The organism is Bacillus sp. BB081 (assembly GCF_008368895.1).
GTDB lineage: Bacteria > Bacillota > Bacilli > Bacillales > Bacillaceae_G > Bacillus_A > Bacillus_A wiedmannii.
The window spans coordinates 94,131-114,507 of the sequence record NZ_QOZX01000006.1; the positions used below are offsets into that span (position 1 = coordinate 94,131).

Annotated in this window: 22 protein-coding genes; all 22 read left to right on the plus strand. The window is 37.9% G+C overall.

What is annotated here, in order from left to right:
* Window positions 1–6 precede the first annotated feature (6 nt).
* The 22 genes from ftsY to tsf all read left to right on the plus strand — a co-directional run bounded on the left by ftsY (window position 7) and on the right by tsf (window position 20,365).
* Window positions 7–996: a signal recognition particle-docking protein FtsY gene (gene ftsY / locus DN394_RS04360; RefSeq protein ID WP_000007644.1), complete on the plus strand. Its 990-nt coding sequence runs from the start codon at window positions 7–9 to the stop codon at window positions 994–996.
* Window positions 997–1,129: 133 nt separating this feature from the next.
* Window positions 1,130–1,462, plus strand: coding sequence for a putative DNA-binding protein (locus DN394_RS04365; protein WP_000891061.1), 333 nt, complete (start codon window positions 1,130–1,132; stop codon window positions 1,460–1,462).
* 12 nt (window positions 1,463–1,474) lie between these two features.
* Window positions 1,475–2,824: a signal recognition particle protein gene (ffh, locus tag DN394_RS04370; RefSeq protein WP_149293645.1), complete on the plus strand. Its 1,350-nt coding sequence runs from the start codon at window positions 1,475–1,477 to the stop codon at window positions 2,822–2,824.
* A 100-nt stretch (window positions 2,825–2,924) separates the two neighbouring features.
* Window positions 2,925–3,197 carry a 30S ribosomal protein S16 gene (gene rpsP / locus DN394_RS04375; protein ID WP_000268750.1) on the plus strand — a complete coding sequence of 91 codons (273 nt, stop codon included), beginning with the start codon at window positions 2,925–2,927 and terminating at the stop codon, window positions 3,195–3,197.
* A 14-nt stretch (window positions 3,198–3,211) separates the two neighbouring features.
* On the plus strand, window positions 3,212–3,439 hold the full coding sequence (locus tag DN394_RS04380; RefSeq protein WP_000737397.1) for a KH domain-containing protein: 228 nt from the start codon (window positions 3,212–3,214) through the stop codon (window positions 3,437–3,439).
* A 121-nt stretch (window positions 3,440–3,560) separates the two neighbouring features.
* Window positions 3,561–4,076 carry a ribosome maturation factor RimM gene (rimM, locus tag DN394_RS04385; protein ID WP_000170282.1) on the plus strand — a complete coding sequence of 172 codons (516 nt, stop codon included), beginning with the start codon at window positions 3,561–3,563 and terminating at the stop codon, window positions 4,074–4,076.
* Entirely contained in the window at window positions 4,076–4,810 is a 735-nt protein-coding gene (gene trmD, locus DN394_RS04390; protein ID WP_000686894.1) for a tRNA (guanosine(37)-N1)-methyltransferase TrmD, read from the plus strand. Before rimM ends, trmD begins: the two co-directional genes overlap by 1 nt.
* 146 nt (window positions 4,811–4,956) lie before the next feature.
* Window positions 4,957–5,301, plus strand: coding sequence for a 50S ribosomal protein L19 (gene rplS, locus DN394_RS04395; RefSeq protein ID WP_001186518.1), 345 nt, complete (start codon window positions 4,957–4,959; stop codon window positions 5,299–5,301).
* Window positions 5,302–5,402: 101 nt separating this feature from the next.
* Entirely contained in the window at window positions 5,403–5,954 is a 552-nt protein-coding gene (gene lepB, locus DN394_RS04400) for a signal peptidase I (RefSeq protein WP_000711855.1), read from the plus strand.
* Between the two features lie 20 nt (window positions 5,955–5,974).
* The gene (gene ylqF / locus DN394_RS04405) at window positions 5,975–6,865 is read left to right on the plus strand and encodes a ribosome biogenesis GTPase YlqF (protein WP_000236709.1); all 891 of its coding nucleotides are present in this window, start codon (window positions 5,975–5,977) and stop codon (window positions 6,863–6,865) included.
* Between the two features lie 51 nt (window positions 6,866–6,916).
* Complete coding sequence (locus DN394_RS04410) at window positions 6,917–7,690, plus strand: ribonuclease HII (protein WP_046956485.1); 774 nt, start codon at window positions 6,917–6,919, stop codon at window positions 7,688–7,690.
* Between the two features lie 194 nt (window positions 7,691–7,884).
* Window positions 7,885–9,045, plus strand: a complete 1,161-nt coding sequence (sucC, locus tag DN394_RS04415; RefSeq protein ID WP_001020778.1) for an ADP-forming succinate--CoA ligase subunit beta — start codon at window positions 7,885–7,887, stop codon at window positions 9,043–9,045.
* Window positions 9,046–9,064: 19 nt separating this feature from the next.
* Entirely contained in the window at window positions 9,065–9,967 is a 903-nt protein-coding gene (gene sucD, locus DN394_RS04420) for a succinate--CoA ligase subunit alpha (protein ID WP_149293646.1), read from the plus strand.
* 87 nt (window positions 9,968–10,054) lie between these two features.
* Window positions 10,055–10,924 carry a DNA-processing protein DprA gene (gene dprA / locus DN394_RS04425; protein ID WP_000818024.1) on the plus strand — a complete coding sequence of 290 codons (870 nt, stop codon included), beginning with the start codon at window positions 10,055–10,057 and terminating at the stop codon, window positions 10,922–10,924.
* 144 nt (window positions 10,925–11,068) lie between these two features.
* The gene (gene topA / locus DN394_RS04430; protein WP_001286953.1) at window positions 11,069–13,147 is read left to right on the plus strand and encodes a type I DNA topoisomerase; all 2,079 of its coding nucleotides are present in this window, start codon (window positions 11,069–11,071) and stop codon (window positions 13,145–13,147) included.
* 48 nt (window positions 13,148–13,195) lie between these two features.
* Complete coding sequence (trmFO, locus tag DN394_RS04435; RefSeq protein WP_000211996.1) at window positions 13,196–14,500, plus strand: FADH(2)-oxidizing methylenetetrahydrofolate--tRNA-(uracil(54)-C(5))-methyltransferase TrmFO; 1,305 nt, start codon at window positions 13,196–13,198, stop codon at window positions 14,498–14,500.
* Between the two features lie 65 nt (window positions 14,501–14,565).
* Entirely contained in the window at window positions 14,566–15,465 is a 900-nt protein-coding gene (xerC, locus tag DN394_RS04440) for a tyrosine recombinase XerC (RefSeq protein ID WP_001101235.1), read from the plus strand.
* Between the two features lie 42 nt (window positions 15,466–15,507).
* Complete coding sequence (hslV, locus tag DN394_RS04445) at window positions 15,508–16,050, plus strand: ATP-dependent protease proteolytic subunit HslV (RefSeq protein WP_000526271.1); 543 nt, start codon at window positions 15,508–15,510, stop codon at window positions 16,048–16,050.
* A 22-nt stretch (window positions 16,051–16,072) separates the two neighbouring features.
* Window positions 16,073–17,464 (plus strand): ATP-dependent protease ATPase subunit HslU, encoded by a 1,392-nt coding sequence (gene hslU / locus DN394_RS04450; RefSeq protein ID WP_000550070.1) that lies wholly within the window; start codon window positions 16,073–16,075, stop codon window positions 17,462–17,464.
* Window positions 17,465–17,541: 77 nt separating this feature from the next.
* Window positions 17,542–18,321, plus strand: coding sequence for a GTP-sensing pleiotropic transcriptional regulator CodY (gene codY, locus DN394_RS04455; RefSeq protein WP_000421290.1), 780 nt, complete (start codon window positions 17,542–17,544; stop codon window positions 18,319–18,321).
* Between the two features lie 351 nt (window positions 18,322–18,672).
* Window positions 18,673–19,374: a 30S ribosomal protein S2 gene (gene rpsB, locus DN394_RS04460; protein ID WP_000111484.1), complete on the plus strand. Its 702-nt coding sequence runs from the start codon at window positions 18,673–18,675 to the stop codon at window positions 19,372–19,374.
* Between the two features lie 103 nt (window positions 19,375–19,477).
* Window positions 19,478–20,365, plus strand: coding sequence for a translation elongation factor Ts (tsf, locus tag DN394_RS04465; protein ID WP_001018585.1), 888 nt, complete (start codon window positions 19,478–19,480; stop codon window positions 20,363–20,365).
* Window positions 20,366–20,377: the final 12 nt, after the last annotated feature.

Consider the following 20,377-nt stretch of genomic DNA (forward strand, 5'->3'; position numbering starts at 1 on the left):
GACAGTATGAGTTTTTTTAAAAAATTAAAAGAAAAAATTTCAAAACAAACAGATACGGTAACAGAGAAATTTAAACATGGATTAGAAAAAACGAGAAATTCGTTTGCAGATAAAGTAAATGATTTAGTTTATCGTTATCGTAAAGTAGATGAAGATTTCTTTGAGGAATTAGAAGAAATTTTAATTGGTGCAGATGTCGGAGTTTCGACGGTAATGGAATTAATTGATCAATTGAAAGAAGAAGTGCAACGTCGTAACATCCAAGATCCAAAAGAAGTACAAGCTGTTATTTCAGAAAAGTTAGTAGGAATTTACAAAGGCGACAGTGAGTTTAGTAACGAAATTAATATGCAAGAGGATCAATTAACAGTTGTTTTATTTGTCGGTGTTAACGGCGTAGGGAAAACGACGACGATTGGTAAACTAGCACATAAATTCAAATCAGAAGGTAAGTCTGTCCTATTGGCGGCAGGAGATACATTCCGCGCAGGAGCGATTGAACAATTAGAAGTATGGGGCGATCGCGTTGGTGTAGAAGTGATTAAACAAGGGTCAGGATCTGATCCAGCGGCGGTTATGTATGACGCTGTACAAGCCGCGAAAGCACGTAAAGTAGACGTATTACTATGTGACACAGCAGGACGCTTACAAAATAAAGTAAACTTAATGAAAGAGTTAGAGAAAGTGAAGCGTGTAATTGAGCGTGAAGTACCGGGGGCTCCTCACGAAGTATTACTTGTTATTGATGCAACAACAGGACAAAACGGTTTAAGTCAAGCGAAGACATTCCGTGAAGCAACGAACGTTACTGGTATTGTTTTAACGAAGTTAGATGGAACTGCTAAAGGTGGTATTGTATTAGCGATTCGTAACGAAATGGATGTACCGGTGAAATTCGTTGGATTAGGAGAGCAAATGGATGACTTGCAGCAGTTTGATCCAGAACAATATGTGTATGGTTTATTTGCGAACTTAGTAGAAACAGAAGAAGTGTAAGTGAAAGAAGCGGCATTTTCCGCTTCTTTTTCTATAAAAATATGTGATGTTAAGAAAAAAACTTGACACTCTTTTGTACTCCATGTAAACTAATTCATGTAAAGGGAAATCACTTAACAAAGGATGATCCAACATGCTCGAGAAAACAACGAGAATGAACTATTTATTTGATTTTTATCAATCGTTGTTAACGCAAAAACAAAGAAGTTATATGTCGCTTTATTATCTAGATGATTTATCTCTTGGTGAAATTGCGGAAGAATTTGATGTAAGTCGCCAAGCCGTGTATGATAACATTAAACGGACTGAAGCGATGCTTGAAGAATATGAAGATAAATTAGTATTACTTCAAAAGTTTCAAGAGCGACAGCGACTTGTTGCAAAGCTAAAACAGCTAATCAGCGAAGAAGAGCATGTGAATGAAGAAATGAAACAAGTTGTTGAAGCTATCGAAAAATTAGATTAGGAGGGCGGCAATATGGCATTTGAAGGATTAGCCGACCGACTTCAACAGACAATGCAAAAAATCCGCGGCAAAGGAAAAGTTTCTGAAGCCGATGTGAAAGAAATGATGAGAGAAGTTCGTCTAGCTCTTTTAGAAGCGGACGTTAACTTTAAAGTAGTAAAAGAGTTTGTAAAGCGTGTGTCTGAACGTGCTGTCGGACAAGATGTAATGACAAGTTTGACACCTGGACAACAAGTAATTAAAGTCGTACAGGAAGAACTTACAGAGCTTATGGGCGGAGAGCAAAGTAAAATTGCTGTTGCTAATAGGCCACCGACTGTTATAATGATGGTTGGTCTGCAAGGTGCGGGTAAAACAACGACGACAGGTAAGCTTGCGAATTTGCTTCGTAAAAAGCATAATCGTAAACCAATGCTTGTTGCAGCGGATATTTACCGTCCAGCAGCGATTAAACAGCTTGAAACATTAGGGAAGCAATTGGACATGCCTGTATTCTCTTTAGGAGATCAAGTAAGTCCTGTTGAAATTGCGAAACAAGCGATTGCAAAAGCAAAAGAAGATCATCACGATTATGTTTTAATTGATACAGCAGGTCGCCTGCATATTGATGAAGAACTAATGGATGAATTAGCGAAAGTGAAAGAAGTTGCGAAACCGGATGAAATTTTCCTTGTTGTCGATGCGATGACGGGACAAGACGCGGTAAATGTTGCACAAAGTTTCCATGAACAGTTAGGTTTAACAGGTGTTGTATTAACGAAATTAGATGGTGATACGCGCGGTGGTGCGGCATTATCTATTAAGGCGGTAACAAATACACCGATTAAATTTGCTGGTATGGGTGAAAAACTAGATGCGATTGAAGCGTTCCATCCAGAGCGTATGGCATCCCGTATTTTAGGGATGGGAGACGTCTTAACATTAATTGAAAAAGCGCAAGCTACAGTTGATGAAGAGAAAGCAAAAGAACTTGAGCAAAAAATGCGTACGCTTTCGTTTACGCTTGACGATTTCCTAGAACAACTTGGACAAGTGCGTCAACTTGGACCGCTTGATGAATTGTTAGGAATGCTTCCTGGTGCAAATAAAATTAAAGGGCTGAAAAATGCGCAAGTTGATGAAAAACAAATTGGGCATATTGAGGCAATTATTCGTTCTATGACTAAATTAGAGCGAGAACAACCGGAAATAATCAATGCTAGTCGCAAAAAGCGCATTGCCAAAGGTAGCGGTACAACGGTACAAGAAATCAATCGTTTAATCAAGCAATTTGATGATATGAAAAAGATGATGAAAACGATGACGGGAATGCAAAAAGGTAAGAAAAAAGGACTAGGTGGATTGAAGTTTCCATTCATGTAAGGAAAAAAGATGGCTCTGTTAAGAAAAAATACTTTACAAAGCAATAGTCTTTTTGCTAATATAATTATCTGTGTGAAATAAATTCGGAGGTGCTTTATAAATGGCAGTTAAAATTCGTTTAAAACGTATGGGAGCTAAAAAAACTCCTTTCTATCGTGTAGTTGTTGCAGATTCTCGTTCTCCTCGTGACGGACGTTTCATTGAGGAAATCGGTACTTACAATCCGGTTGCTCAACCAGCTGAAGTTAAGATCAACGAAGAAGCAGCATTAAAATGGTTAGGAAATGGTGCTAAACCATCTGATACAGTTCGTAACTTATTCTCTAACCAAGGTATCATGGAGAAATTCCACTTATCTAAACAAGGTAAGTAATTGAGGCAATGACTATGAAGAAGTTAGTCGAGACGATTGTCAAGCCTCTTGTCGATCATCCTGAAGATGTAAAAGTTACACAGGAACTTTACAACGGAGAGATAAAGTATCGATTAACTGTACATCCTGAGGATGTTGGAAAAGTCATTGGAAAGCAAGGGAAAGTTGCGAAAGCAATTCGAATGCTCTTGTATTCAGTGGGACATCATAATGATGAAAAAGTAACACTGGAAATTCAATAAACGTAAAAAGGGCGAGGAGTTATTTCCTCTCCCTTTTTTAACATTTAAAGAGAAGTTGCATGTTCCATATGTGAAATGGAGATGCTTAATTTATATAGAAACCAGGGGTGACATACTATTTATGACAAAATGGTTTAACGTAGGGAAAATTGTAAATACTCATGGCGTAAGAGGAGAAATTCGTGTTATTTCTCGTACTGATTTTCCAGAAGAGCGATATAAAGTAGGAAACACGTTATACATAAGTAATGAGAAAAGTACAGACTACCTTCCAGTGAAAGTAACTTCTCATCGTCAACATAAGACATTTGATTTATTAACATTTGAAGGATACAACAATGTAGATGAAGCAGAGAAGTTTAAAGGTTCTTTAATAAAAGTACCAGAAGAGCAGTTAGGTGAACTAGCTGAAGGCGAATACTACTACCATGAAATTATTGGTTGCAGTGTTGTAACGGAAGAAGGAGAAGCGTTAGGAACAATAAAAGAAATTTTATCTCCTGGTGCAAATGATGTTTGGGTAATTAAACGTCCAAAAGGTCAAGATCTATTAATTCCTTATATTGATGATGTTGTACTTCAAGTTAACATTGAGAATAAATTAGTAACCATTCATGTAATGGAAGGGCTATTATAATGAAAATTGACATTTTAACATTGTTTCCAGATATGTTTACGGGTGTGTTTGGATCTTCAATTTTAAAGAAAGCACAAGAAAAAGAAGCGGTAGAGCTTCGTGTTGTCAATTTCCGCGATTATACAACGAGTAAGCATAATAGCGTAGATGATTATCCGTATGGTGGTGGCGCTGGGATGGTATTAACCCCCCAGCCTATCTTTGATGCAGTGGAAGAGTTAACGAAGGAAACAGACCGTAAACCGAGAGTTGTCCTAATGTGTCCACAAGGAGAGCGTTTTACGCAGAAGAAGGCAGAAGAACTTGCTGAAGAAGAGCATGTTATTTTTGTGTGTGGTCATTATGAAGGGTACGATGAACGAATTCGTGAGCATCTCGTAACGGATGAAATTTCTATCGGTGACTACGTATTAACCGGCGGAGAGTTAGCCTCTATGGTTATTACGGATAGTGTCGTGCGTCTCCTCCCGGGAGTGCTAGGAAATCATGCTTCACAAGTCGAGGATTCGTTTAGTACAGGTTTATTAGAACATCCTCATTATACACGTCCAGCTGATTTTCGTGGTATGAAGGTACCGGATGTACTAATGTCAGGAAATCATAAAAATATTGATGAATGGCGACACAAAGAATCACTACGTCGTACGTACACGCGTAGGCCGGATTTACTGGAAGAACGAGAATTATCTAAGCAAGAAGCGAAATGGCTAGAACAAATTAAAGAAGACAAGTAAGGGCTTGATATATTTTCTATTGCAACAGTCCTAGCAATATGCTATTATAACACTTGTGCTACTGAAATCAGTGGCCGTATTAACGATGTTCCGCTGTAATTTATTAAGACTTTATAAGAGCATCTGTTTAAAGGAGAGAATTTAATATGCAACAATTAATCGCAGAAATTACTCAAGGCCAATTAAAAACTGACCTTCCTTCATTCCGTCCTGGAGACACTTTACGTGTACACGTAAAAGTAGTTGAGGGAACTCGTGAAAGAATTCAGCTTTTCGAAGGTGTTGTAATTAAACGTCGTGGTGGCGGAATCAGTGAAACATTCACAGTTCGTAAGATTTCTTACGGTGTAGGTGTTGAGCGTACATTCCCAGTTCACACGCCAAGAATCGCGAAACTTGAAGTACTTCGTCGTGGTAAAGTACGTCGTGCTAAGTTATACTACTTACGTAACCTTCGCGGTAAAAAAGCACGTATTAAAGAAATTCGATAAGACATGTATGGGAGCTTGTAAATACACAAGCTCCCTTTTTCCAATCTATATAAAATTTTGATATAATACGAGCAGCTTACATAATCGTGGAGGGGAAATGCATGAAGAAAGAAAAGAGTTCACTTTGGGAATGGATCAAAGCAATTTTGATTGCTGTTGTATTAGCGGGTGTTATTAGACAGTTTTTCTTTGCTCCAATTCTCGTAGATGGAGTATCGATGGCGTCTACTTTACATGATCGCGATCGAATGATTGTCAATAAAATTGGTTATCACATAGGAGATCCGAAACGATTTGATATTATCGTATTCCAAGCGACGGAAGATAAAGATTATATTAAGCGCATTATCGGCCTGCCAGGCGATGAAATAGAGTATCGTAATGATAAACTATATGTTAACGGAAAGGCTTATGAGGAGCCGTATTTAGACAAGCAAAAAAAACAAATTGCTGACGGACCGCTTACATATGATTTTACTCTTGAAGAAATGACAGGGAAGAAAACTGTTCCAGAAGGTCAATTATTTGTTTTAGGCGATAATCGTCGTTTTAGTAAAGATAGCCGTTCGATTGGTACAATTTCAATGGACCAAGTGATTGGAAAAGCAAATATACTATATTGGCCGTTAAAAGATGCTCGTATTGTGAAATAAAAGAAAAAGAAGGTGGCAACATGGTAATTCAATGGTTCCCGGGACATATGGCAAAGGCTAGACGCCAAGTAACAGAAAAATTAAAGTTAATTGATGTTGTAATTGAGCTTGTAGATGCTCGATTACCTTTATCTTCTCGAAATCCAATGATCGATGAGATTATTACACATAAGCCGAGGCTTGTTGTTTTAAATAAAGCGGATATGGCAGATGATCGATTAACAAAGCAGTGGATTGCATATTTTAAAGAAAAAGGCCAAATGGCAATTTCAATTAACGCGCAAGCTGGACAAGGTATGAAGGAAATTGCAGCGGCTTGTAAAGTGTTGGTGAAAGAAAAATTTGATAAAATGGTTGCAAAAGGTATTAGACCGAGAGCCATTCGTGCATTAATTGTAGGTATACCGAATGTTGGTAAATCTACGTTAATTAATAAGTTAGCGAAGAAAAATATTGCTAAAACAGGAGATCGTCCTGGTGTGACAACAGCTCAACAGTGGATTAAAGTTGGGAAGGAAATGGAACTGTTAGATACACCTGGTATTTTATGGCCTAAATTTGAAGATCAATTAGTGGGTCTTCGATTAGCGACAACGGGCGCAATTAAAGATTCAATTTTAAATTTACAAGATGTTGCTGTTTACGCTTTACGTTTTATGGAGAAACATTACCCAGAACGTTTGAAAGAGCGATATAATTTAAATGAAATTCCAGAAGATATTGTGGAGTTATTCGATGCAATTGGAAAAAATAGAGGCTGTTTAATGGGCGGCGGAATGATTGATTATGATAAAACATCTGAGCTTGTACTTCGTGAGCTTCGTGGTGGAAAACTTGGAAAAATGACGTTTGAAACACCAGAAGAGTTTGCAGAGCAGACAGAAGATGCAGAAAAAGTAGAAGAAGTATAAGACGTGCGTTTGTACGTCTTTTCTTTTTTGTATATAAAGGGAGTGGCATGAATGCAAAAAGTGACTATTCAAGAAGCGGAACGTTTACTGCATGAAATAATGAGTGAGGAGGACGACCGCTTCCAAATATTAATGAAAGACGAGCGAAAAGGAATACAAAAGCTTATTTTGAAGTGGCATAAACAAAAAGAGTTAGCGCAGAAAGAAAAAGAAAAGTTTTTCGAAATGTCCAAGTACGAGATTGCATTACGTGAAAAAGGGCTCACACTTATCGCCGGTATAGATGAAGTAGGGCGTGGGCCGCTAGCTGGGCCTGTCGTGACGGCAGCTGTTGTCCTTCCGGAAAATTTTTATATTCCAGGGTTAAATGACTCGAAAAAGCTGAGTGAGGCGAAGCGAGAGCGTTTTTATGATGAAATTAAAGCACAAGCAATTGCAATTGGAGTTGGAATTGTATCACCACAAGTTATTGATGAGATAAATATTTATCAAGCGACGAAACAAGCGATGTTAGATGCTGTTGCGAATTTATCTTGTGCACCAGAACATTTATTAATTGATGCGATGAAACTTCCTACACCAATTCCGCAAACGTCGATTATTAAAGGGGATGCGAAAAGTATTTCTATTTCAGCTGCATCCATTATTGCGAAAGTAACGAGAGATCGTATGATGAAAGAGCTTGGAGAAAAGTATCCTGCATATGGATTTGAACAGCATATGGGATATGGCACAAAACAACATTTAGAAGCGATTGAAGCGCATGGAGTATTAGAAGAACATCGGAAATCTTTTGCACCAATTAAAGATACGATTCAAAAATAAGCTGCGAATATGCAGCTTATTTTTTTATTTTGGTATATGAACATTATTATTTTCAAAAAAGAATAAAGCGATTTCAGTTTTCTGACACTTTATTGTAGACAGCGTGCCAATCATCTTATACAATGGCAATGTAATGTTTTTTAAACATTAAAAAACTTTTCGAGTAAAACAGGAAAACAGGGGAGGATGGGACCATGAATATCCATGAGTACCAAGGTAAGGCAGTCCTTAAAAGCTATGGGGTTAGCGTTCCGAACGGGAAGGTTGCATTTACAGTAGAAGAAGCTGTAGAAGCAGCGAAAGAATTAGGAACGGATGTATGTGTAGTAAAAGCACAAATTCACGCTGGTGGACGCGGTAAAGCTGGCGGAGTAAAAGTTGCAAAAAATTTAGATGAAGTTCGTACATATGCAGAGAGCATTTTAGGAACTACACTTGTGACACATCAAACAGGTCCTGAAGGTAAGGAAGTAAAACGCTTACTTATCGAAGAAGGTTGCGATATTAAAAAAGAATATTATGTTGGTTTAGTTTTAGATCGTGCAACTTCTCAAGTTGTTTTAATGGCATCTGAAGAAGGTGGAACAGAAATTGAAGAGGTAGCAGAGCAAACACCTGAAAAGATCTTTAAAGAATATATTGATCCAGCAGTAGGCTTACAAGGCTTCCAAGCGCGCCGAATCGCGTTTAACATCAATATTCCAAAAGAGCTTGTAGGACAAGCTGTGAAGTTTATGATGGGCTTATACCGTGCGTTTATCGAAAAAGATTGCTCAATCGCGGAGATCAATCCACTTGTTACAACAGGTGACGGTAAAGTTATGGCATTAGATGCGAAATTAAACTTTGATTCTAATGCTTTATATCGCAATAAAGACATTTTGGAACTTCGTGATCTTGATGAAGAAGATTCAAAAGAAATTGAAGCTTCTAAATATGACTTAAACTACATTCCTTTAGATGGAAATATCGGTTGTATGGTTAATGGTGCAGGTTTAGCGATGGCTACAATGGATATCATTAAACATTACCATGGCGATCCAGCTAACTTCTTAGATGTTGGTGGCGGTGCAACAGCTGAAAAAGTTACAGAAGCATTCAAAATTATCCTTTCTGACAAAAATGTAAAAGGTATCTTCGTTAACATTTTTGGTGGCATTATGAAGTGTGATGTTATCGCAGAAGGTGTTATTGAAGCGACGAAACAAGTAGGTCTTGAATTGCCTTTAGTTGTACGTCTTGAAGGTACAAACGTAGAGTTAGGTAAGAAAATTTTAAATGAGTCTGGCTTAAATATTGTTGCAGCAGAATCTATGGCAGACGGTGCACAAAAAATTGTTTCACTAGTGGGCTAATAGAAAGCGGGGGAGAAAAATGAGCGTATTAGTTAATAAAGATACAAAAGTTATTGTTCAAGGTATTACAGGTTCTCAAGGGTTATTCCACACAAAACAAATGATTGAATACGGTACGAAAATTGTCGGTGGTGTAACGCCAGGTAAAGGTGGCACTGATATTGAAGGTGTACCAGTATTTGATACTGTAGAAGATGCAGTGAAGGCAACAGGCGCAAATGCTTCAGTTGTATACGTTCCACCCGCTTTTGCGGCTGATGCAATTATGGAAGCAGTTGATGCAGAAATCGATTTAGTAGTATGTATTACTGAAGGAATTCCTGTATTAGATATGGTAAACGTAAAGAGATATATGGCGGGTAAACATACACGTTTACTTGGACCAAACTGTCCTGGTGTTATTACGCCTGATGAATGCAAAATTGGTATTATGCCAGGGTACATTCATAAAAAAGGCCATGTAGGTATCGTATCTCGCTCTGGTACATTAACGTATGAGGCTGTACATCAGTTAACACAAGAAGGTATTGGCCAATCTACTGCTGTAGGTATCGGTGGGGACCCAGTTAACGGTACGGACTTTATTGATGCGTTAAAAGCATTTAATGAAGATGAAGAAACGCATGCTGTAATTATGATTGGTGAAATCGGTGGTACAGCGGAAGAAGAGGCGGCTGAATGGGTGAAAGCTAATATGACAAAACCTGTTGTAGGCTTCATTGGTGGCCAAACAGCGCCTGCTGGCAAACGTATGGGCCATGCTGGTGCAATCATTTCTGGTGGTAAAGGAACTGCTGCTGAAAAGATTAAAACGATGGAAGCTTGCGGTATTAAAGTAGCGGAAACTCCAGCGATTATGGGTGAAACACTAATCTCTGTCTTAAAAGAAAAAGGTCTATTTGAGACTTGTAAAAACTACTAATCTGTTGAAAGACACCTTCTTGCTTGAAGGTGTCTTTTTACGCAATTCTTGTTTACATAATAAAAATTATGGGTAAGGAGAATTAAGATGAAAAGAGAACGATTATTACATCTTCATTATTTTTTAGCAGATCATTGGAAGGCAATGAAAAGACTACTATATGTCGATCCTGAATTGAAGAGAATATACACTTTTAATACAAAACAAATGGAATACTACACTGGAATATCCTCGAAAAAATCTTCAGAATTAGTAAATTTTCTTCAAAGTTCAAATCTCCCGCAATATATATCTTATTTAGAGAAAAATCGAATCTTTTATATGACTATATGGGATGAAGATTATCCACAATTATTACGTGAAATACAGGATCCCCCCTTTGTGTTATATGGAAAAGGAGAGAAGTGTTTTCTCAATAAAGCGAATAAATTAGCGGTTATTGGAACGAGAGAACCGACTTTATATGGACATGAGAGTTTAAAATTTATTTTACACCCATTATTAGAAAGGGAATGGCTTATTGTCAGTGGGTTTGCAAGAGGGATAGATACAATGTCTCATGAAATTACAGTAAGACGGCATTGCCCGACTATTGCAATACTAGGACATGGATTATCGTATATGTATCCAAAAGAGAATAGACATTTATATGAAAAGTGGAATGAATATATATTGTTATTAACAGAGTATCCACCGCACTATGCACCGAAAAAATGGTATTTTCCAAAAAGGAACCGGATTATTAGTGGTATAAGTAAGGGTGTTTTAGTTGTAGAAGCGAAATCAAGAAGTGGAACACTTATTACTGCGGACCTTGCTTTAGAGCAAAATAGAGAGGTATTTGCACTTCCTGGACCTATATTTATAGATAGTGCATCAGGAACGAATCATCTCATTCAACAAGGAGCAAAACTAGTAAGAAATGCAGAAGATATCTTGGAAGAAGTTTTAAATTAACCTTATATTTTTATGTTTTTATTAAACAATTATTGACAAATGGTAGATAGGCACTGTATGGTATATTCATTCTTGATTGACAAAAACAAGAGAAATCAATAAGATTGATGAAGACTTGAATCCACCTCTTAAGGAGGCACTAGCATGTCAGATTACCTCGTAATCGTGGAGTCGCCTTCTAAGGCGAAGACCATTGAGAAATATTTAGGGAAAAAATACAAAGTTGTCGCGTCTATGGGACACGTTCGCGATTTACCTAAAAGCCAAATGGGGATAGAAGTAAAGAACAACTTCACCCCGAAGTATATTACCATTCGTGGTAAAGGTCCCGTCTTAAAAGATTTAAAATCAGCGGCCAAAAAAGCAAAGAAAGTCTATCTCGCGGCCGATCCAGACCGCGAAGGGGAAGCGATTGCTTGGCATTTAGCCAATACGTTAAATGTGGACGTTGAATCAGATTGCCGAGTTGTGTTTAATGAGATTACAAAAGATGCAATAAAAGAATCATTTAAACATCCTCGTGCGATTAATATGGATTTAGTAGATGCACAACAAGCAAGGCGTATACTAGATCGTCTTGTTGGTTACAATATTAGTCCTTTATTATGGAAGAAAGTAAAAAAAGGATTAAGTGCAGGACGCGTACAATCTGTAGCAGTTCGTTTAATTATCGAACGTGAAAAAGAAATTCAAATCTTTGAGCCTGAAGAATTCTGGACAATTAAGACAGAATTTGTGAAAGGGAAAGACACATTTGAAGCAAGTTTTTACGGTGTAGATGGTGAAAAAGTTCAATTAACGAATGAAACGCAAGTGAATGAAATAATTGAACAGATGAAAGATAATGCGTTTTCAGTTGAAAATGTAACGCGAAAAGAGCGAAAACGTAATCCTGCATTACCGTTTACAACATCTTCCTTGCAACAAGAGGCAGCTCGTAAGTTAAACATGCGAGCAAAGAAAACAATGATGCTCGCGCAGCAATTGTATGAAGGGATAGATCTTGGAAAGCAAGGGACTGTAGGTCTTATTACGTATATGAGAACTGACTCAACACGTATCTCAGAAACAGCTCAAACAGAGGCGCGTACTTACATTACAGAGGCGTTTGGTGCGGAATACATAGGGACAGAAAAGAAGAAAGAAACGAAAAAGTCGAACGCGCAAGATGCGCATGAGGCAATTCGTCCTACTTCGGTAATGAGAAGGCCAGAGGAACTAAAGAGTTTCTTAAGTCGGGATCAACTTCGGTTGTATAAACTGATTTGGGAGCGATTTGTTGCAAGTCAAATGGCGTCTGCTATAATGGATACTGTGACAGCTAGACTCATTAATAACAATGTTCAGTTCCGTGCAAGTGGATCGGTTGTAAAGTTTCCAGGATTTATGAAAGTGTATGTAGAGTCGAAAGATGACGGGGCTGAAGAAAAGGATAAAATGTTGCCACCTTTAGAAGTAGGGGAAACGGTATTTTCGAAGGATTTAGAACCGAAGCAACACTTTACACAACCTCCGCCGCGCTATACAGAGGCTCGTCTAGTAAGAACACTTGAAGAGCTTGGAATTGGAAGACCATCGACTTACGTACCGACACTTGAAACGATTCAAAAACGTGGATACGTAGGTTTGGATAATAAACGCTTCGTTCCAACTGAACTTGGTGAAATAGTTATTGAACTTATTTTAGAGTTTTTCCCAGAAATTATTAACATTGAATTTACTGCTAACATGGAGCAAAGTCTTGATGAAGTAGAAGAAGGAAATGCGAATTGGGTAAAAATTGTTGATGATTTCTACGTAGGCTTTGAACCGCGTTTAGAAAAAGCGGAAAAAGAAATGCGTGAAGTGGAAATTAAAGATGAACCAGCTGGGGAAGATTGTGAACTGTGTGATCACCCAATGGTCTTTAAAATGGGTAAATACGGGAAATTTATGGCTTGTTCGAATTTCCCAGATTGTCGTAATACAAAACCGATTGTGAAAGAAATCGGTGTTACTTGTCCGAAGTGTGATAAAGGTCAAATTATTGAACGCCGTAGTAATAAAAAGAAACGTCTTTTCTATGGATGCGGTACGTATCCAGAGTGTGACTTTGTATCTTGGGATAAACCAATTGGTCGTAAATGTCCGAAGTGCGAAGGTATGCTTGTAGAGAAGAAGTTGAAAAAAGGCGTGCAAGTACAATGTATTTCGTGTGATTATGAAGAAGAACAACAAATGTGAGCGTAACTGCTCACATTTTTTTCGGGAAGAAAAGGAAAGGTGATAAATATGACAACACAAGTAGTAAACGTCATTGGCGCAGGTCTTGCAGGAAGTGAAGCAGCTTACCAAATTGCAAAACGTGGTGTCCAAGTGAAATTATATGAAATGAGACCAGTAAGGCAAACGCCAGCTCATCACACAGATAAATTTGCAGAGTTAGTATGTAGTAACTCGCTTCGCGCAAACACATTAACAAACGCTGTTGGTGTTATTAAAGAAGAAATGCGTTTAATGGACTCTGTTATTATTCGTGCAGCTGATGAGTGCTCTGTACCAGCAGGAGGGGCTTTAGCTGTAGATCGTCATGAATTTGCGGCAAAGGTAACGGAGTATGTGAAAAACCATCCGAACGTAACTGTGATGAATGAAGAAATTACTGAAATTCCAGAAGGACCTACTGTTATCGCGACAGGTCCACTTACGTCTCCTGATCTTGCTGCACAATTAAAAGAATTAACAGGTGAAGATTATTTTTATTTCTATGATGCTGCAGCACCGATTGTTGAGAAAGACAGCATTGATATGAATAAAGTATATTTAAAGTCTCGTTACGATAAAGGTGAAGCTGCATATTTAAACTGCCCAATGACGGAAGAGGAATTTGACCGTTTTTACGAGGCTTTAATTGCTGCTGAAACAGTACCTTTAAAAGAATTTGAAAAAGAAATTTTCTTTGAAGGTTGTATGCCGGTAGAAGTTATGGCAAGTAGAGGAAGACAGACGCTAGTATTTGGACCGATGAAACCTGTTGGATTAGAAGATCCGAAAACAGGGAAAACGCCATATGCTGTTGTTCAGTTACGTCAAGATGATGCAGCAGGAACGTTATACAATATCGTAGGTTTCCAAACGCATTTAAAGTGGGGACCACAAAAAGAAGTGTTACAGTTGATTCCAGGACTGGAAAACGCAGAGATTGTACGTTATGGTGTAATGCATCGTAATACGTTTATTAATTCACCTAACTTGCTTCGTCCAACATATCAATATAAACAACGTGATGATTTATTCTTCGCTGGTCAAATGACTGGAGTAGAGGGATATGTTGAATCAGCGGCGTCAGGATTACTAGCGGGTATTAACGCTGCTCGACTTGTGAAAGGTGAAGAACCGGTTGTATTACCGCCTGTAACTGCAATGGGAAGTATGGCGAATTATATTACTGCGACAAACGCGAAAAACTTCCAGCCAATGAATGCAAACTTCGGTTTGTTTGCACCGTTAGAGAAGAAAATTAAGAGGAAAGCAGAACGAAATGAAGCATATGCAACACGCGCTTTAGAAACAATTCAAAATTTTGTAAATATTTAGTTAAATTTCTTGCAAAGGCTACTAAGTTGTGATACGATTTAGTAGCCTTTATTGAGGTGAATTGTGTGAATGTGAAGAAATTGTTACAATTATTCGTTGGATATTTACAAATTGAAAGAAATTATTCAAAATATACAATTGCAAGTTATCAAAATGATTTAGAACATTTTGTGCAATTTATGGAGCGAGAAGGCATATCCTCTTTTTTAGATGTTACATACGCGGATGTTCGTTTGTACTTAACGACGTTGCACGATGAAAAGTTAGCCCGTAAATCTGTCGCAAGAAAAGTATCAAGCTTACGAAGTTTATATCGTTTTTTGATGCGTGAAGGTTATCGGAAAGATAATCCGTTTGCACTTGCGTCACTCCCCAAAAAAGAATTGTCAATCCCAAAGTTTTTATATGCTGAAGAATTAGAGGAATTATTTGAAGTTGCTGATACGGAAACGCCGCTAGGTCAAAGGAATCAAGCTTTATTAGAGTTGATGTATGCGACTGGAATCCGTGTGAGTGAATGTGTCAATTTACAACTTACCGATATTGACTTCGCGGTGGGAACAATTTTAGTAATGGGAAAAGGAAAAAAACAAAGGTATATTCCGTTCGGAAGCTATGCGCAAGATGCTTTAATTACTTATATAGAGAACGGGAGAAAACAGTTAGCTCACAAAACTGAAGAACACTCTCATATGGTATTTTTAAATGCGAAAGGCACGCCGCTAACAAGTCGAGGGGTACGTTATGTATTAAACGAACTCATTAAGAAAGCTTCACTGACAATGCGGATAAGTCCCCATATGTTAAGGCATACATTTGCTACACACATGTTAGATGAAGGGGCAGATTTACGTACTGTACAGGAGCTACTTGGTCATGAGAATTTGTCGACGACACAAATTTATACGCATGTCTCTAAAGAAAGATTGCGTTCGGTCTACATGAAGCATCACCCGCGGGCATAAATTGCTTTTAAAGCTATAAAAACATATAAAGGAGTTTTTTCTATGGGAAATTTCCACGCTACAACGATATTTGCAGTTCATCATAATGGAGAATGTGCAATGGCTGGAGATGGTCAGGTGACAATGGGAAATGCAGTTGTAATGAAACATACAGCTCGTAAAGTCCGTAAACTTTTCCAAGGGAAAGTTTTAGCTGGCTTTGCAGGTTCCGTTGCTGACGCATTTACTCTTTTTGAAATGTTTGAAGGGAAATTAGAAGAGTACAATGGGAACTTGCAGCGTGCTGCAGTTGAGATGGCAAAACAATGGCGTGGCGACAAAATGTTACGTCAGCTAGAAGCGATGCTCATTGTCATGGATAAAACAACTATGCTTCTTGTTTCAGGTACAGGAGAAGTGATTGAACCGGATGATGGTATTTTAGCGATTGGATCTGGTGGGAATTATGCGCTTTCTGCAGGTCGTGCTTTAAAGCAATATGCAAGTGAACATTTAACAGCGAAGCAAATTGCGAAAGCGAGTTTAGACATTGCTGGCGATATTTGTGTTTATACAAACCACAATATAATTGTGGAAGAATTGTAGAATCGTAAGGGAGGCATTTTATATGCATTTACATTTTACTCCGCGTCAAATTGTGGAAAAATTAGATCAATACATTATCGGTCAAAAAGATGCGAAGAAAGCGGTTGCTGTAGCTTTAAGAAATCGATATCGTCGAAGTAAATTAGCTGAAAATCTACGTGATGAAATTGCACCTAAAAATATTTTAATGATTGGACCGACAGGTGTTGGTAAAACAGAGGTAGCACGACGAATGGCGAAACTCGTTGGAGCACCTTTTATTAAGGTTGAAGCTACCAAATTTACAGAAGTTGGATATGTAGGTAGAGATGTAGAATCGATGGTACGTGACCTTGTGGAAACGTCAGTTCGTATCGTGAAAGAAGAAATGGTAATTAAAGTACAAGACAAAGCAGAAGAACAAGCGAACCAACGTCTTGTTGAAATTTTAGTGCCGAGTCCGGAGAAACAATCTGGATTTAAAAACCCATTAGAAATGCTATTTGGCGGTGCTCAAAATTCGAATCAAACATCTGATGCACAGGAAGATGTTGAAATCGAAAAGAAACGTCAAGATGTGGAAAGAAAGCTTGCTGCAGGACTTCTTGAAGATGAAATTGTATCGATTGAAGTGACTGAGCAACAGTCTTCCATGTTCGATATGTTACAAGGAACTGGCATGGAACAAATGGGAATGAATTTCCAAGATGCATTAGGAAGTTTTATGCCGAAAAAAACAAAAAAACGTAAACTTTCTGTGAAAGAAGCAAGAAAACTCTTGACAAATGAGGAAGCACAGCGCTTAATTGATATGGATGAAGTTACACAAGAGGCTGTTTATCGTGCTGAACAGCTCGGGATTATTTTTATCGATGAAATTGACAAAATTGCTGGTAAGCAGTCGAATAGCGTAGATGTATCACGTGAAGGCGTGCAACGTGACATTTTACCAATTGTAGAAGGATCGAATGTTGCGACAAAATACGGATCAGTAAAAACGGATTATATTTTATTCGTTGCAGCTGGAGCGTTTCATATGTCTAAACCGTCGGATTTAATTCCAGAACTGCAAGGGAGATTTCCGATTCGAGTAGAATTAACAAAATTATCGACAGATGATTTTGTTAAAATATTAATCGAGCCTGACAATGCGTTAATTAAACAATATATGGCTTTATTAGCGACTGAAGGTATAGAAATTGAATTTTCAGACGAAGCTATTCGTAAGATTGCTGAGATTGCTTATCAAGTTAATCAGGATACAGATAATATTGGAGCAAGAAGACTTCATACGATTATGGAGAAACTCCTTGAAGATTTATCGTTTGAAGCATCTGAAATTACGTTAGAGAAAATAACGATAACACCTCAATACGTTGAGGAGAAATTAGCAACGATTGCTAAAAATAAAGATGTGAGCCAGTTTATTTTGTAATAGTGTCATCAGGTGACTCGCCCTAGTTTCCAAGTGATGAAAAAATATGTAAGTAACATGTAGGAGGAACTTTTGAAATGGAATTATTAGCAAAAACAAGAAAATTAAATGCGTTATTACAGAGCGCAGCAGGAAAGCCTGTAAACTTTAGAGAAATGTCTGACACAATGTGTGAAGTAATCGAAGCGAACGTATTCGTAGTAAGCCGTCGTGGTAAATTACTAGGTTATGCAATTCACCAACAAATTGAGAATGAGCGTATGAAACAAATGCTTGCAGAGCGTCAATTCCCGGAAGAATACACGCAAAGCTTATTCAACATTACAGAAACATCTTCAAACTTAGATGTAAACAGTGCTTACACAGCATTCCCAGTAGAAAATAGAGAATTATTTGGTCAAGGTTTAACTACAATCGTACCAATCGTTGGTGGCGGTGAGCGTCTAGGCACATTAGTGTTAGCTCGTCTTGGTCAAGAGTTCTTAGACGATGATTTAATCCTTGCTGAATACAGTTCAACTGTAGTAGGTATGGAAATCTTACGTGAAAAAGCAGAAGAAATCGAAGAGGAAGCACGTAGTAAAGCTGTTGTTCAAATGGCGATTAGCTCATTATCTTACAGTGAGTTAGAAGCAATCGAGCATATCTTCGAAGAATTAAATGGAACAGAAGGTTTACTTGTTGCAAGTAAAATTGCTGATCGCGTAGGAATTACTCGTTCTGTAATCGTAAATGCACTTCGTAAATTAGAGAGTGCTGGTGTTATTGAGTCTCGCTCTTTAGGTATGAAAGGAACATACATTAAAGTGCTAAACGACAAGTTTCTACAGGAACTTGCTAAATTAAAAACAAACTAATTTATAAAACTCTCCTCATTTTTTGAGGAGAGTTTTTTTGTGTATAAAAGATTGATGTTGTTTGTAAATAGCGTCATAATCGTGTTTTTCGGAAAAGCTATGAATTGAATTTTATTTTTTTGCTTAAAGGAAATACAGGTTGGTAATACTAGAATTCGAGTGTGAACAAAGAAAGTTTTACATTGTTCGCATTTTCGACTTGATTGTAATATTTCAGTATGATATAGTAAGCAGTGGTGTCAGTACAAAGTACACACGTTTACTGATTTAAGTGTTGGTGCTACGTTTGTAGTTTCGCTTAGAGATGAAGTAAACGGAGGATATCAAAAACCATTTAGGAGGAACTATATTATGTCAGTAATTTCTATGAAGCAATTGCTTGAAGCTGGTGTTCATTTCGGACATCAAACTCGTCGTTGGAACCCAAAAATGAAGCGTTACATTTTCACAGAGCGTAACGGTATCTACATCATCGACTTACAAAAAACTGTGAAAAAAGTTGAGGAAGCTTACAGAACGATGCGTGACATCGCTGCTGAAGGCGGAGACATCTTATTCGTAGGTACTAAAAAACAAGCACAAGAAGCTATTAAAGAAGAAGCAACTCGTGCTGGTATGTACTTCGTTAACCAACGTTGGTTAGGTGGAACTTTAACAAACTTCCAAACAATCCAAAAGCGTATCAAGCGCCTTAAAGACATCGAAAAAATGCAAGAAGATGGTACTTTCGAAGTACTTCCTAAGAAAGAAGTTGTTCAACTTAAAAAAGAGTTAGAGCGTCTTGAGAAATTCTTAGGCGGTATTAAAGATATGAAAGGTCTTCCAAGTGCATTATTCGTAGTAGACCCTCGTAAAGAGCGTATTGCAGTTGCTGAAGCACGCAAATTACACATTCCAATCATCGGTATCGTTGATACAAACTGTGATCCAGACGAAATCGATCACGTTATCCCAGCAAACGATGATGCAATTCGTGCTGTAAAACTTCTTACATCTAAAATGGCAGACGCGATCCTTGAAGCAAAACAAGGTGAAGAAACTGTTACTGCGTAACAAATTTGGAAAGGTGATAAGGGGTTCGGCCTTTTATCACCTTTTTTAAGGTATAAACACCTTTATAAAAGGTATAAATACATATTTTAGGAGGATGAAAAATATGGCAATCACTGCACAAATGGTAAAAGAACTTCGTGAAAAAACAGGCGCAGGTATGATGGACTGCAAAAAAGCTTTAACTGAGACTAATGGCGACATGGAGAAAGCAATTGACTTCTTACGTGAAAAAGGTATTGCAAAAGCTGCTAAAAAAGCAGACCGCATCGCTGCTGAAGGTTTAACTTTCATCGAAACAAACGGTAACGAAGGTTTAATCTTAGAATTAAACTCTGAAACTGATTTCGTTGCGAAAAACGAAGGTTTCCAAGCATTAATTAAAGAATTAGCTGCTCACTTATTAGCTAACAAACCAGCTAATATTGAAGAAGCTATGGCTCAAACAATCGAAGGCGGCAAAACAGTAGAAGAGCACATCAACGAAGCAATCGCTAAAATTGGTGAAAAACTTACACTTCGTCGTTTCGAAATCGTAACAAAAACTGATGCTGATGCATTCGGCGCTTACCTACACATGGGTGGACGTATTGGTGTATTAACAGTTCTTGAAGGTTCTACTGACGAAGCTGCTGCTAAAGATGTAGCAATGCACATCGCAGCAGTTAACCCTAAATACATTGACCGCGATGCTGTAACAGCTGAAGAAGTTGAGCATGAGCGTCAAGTATTAACACAACAAGCTTTAAACGAAGGCAAGCCTGAAAAAATCGTTGCAAAAATGGTTGAAGGCCGTCTTGGCAAATTCTTCGAAGAAATTTGCTTACTTGACCAAGCATTCGTTAAAAACCCTGATATGAAAGTTCGTCAATTCGTTGAGTCTAAAGGCGGAACATTAAAAGGATTCGTTCGCTACGCTGTTGGTGAAGGTATCGAAAAACGCGAAGACAACTTTGCTGAAGAAGTAATGAACCAAGTAAAAGGTAGTAACTAATACAGATTAGGG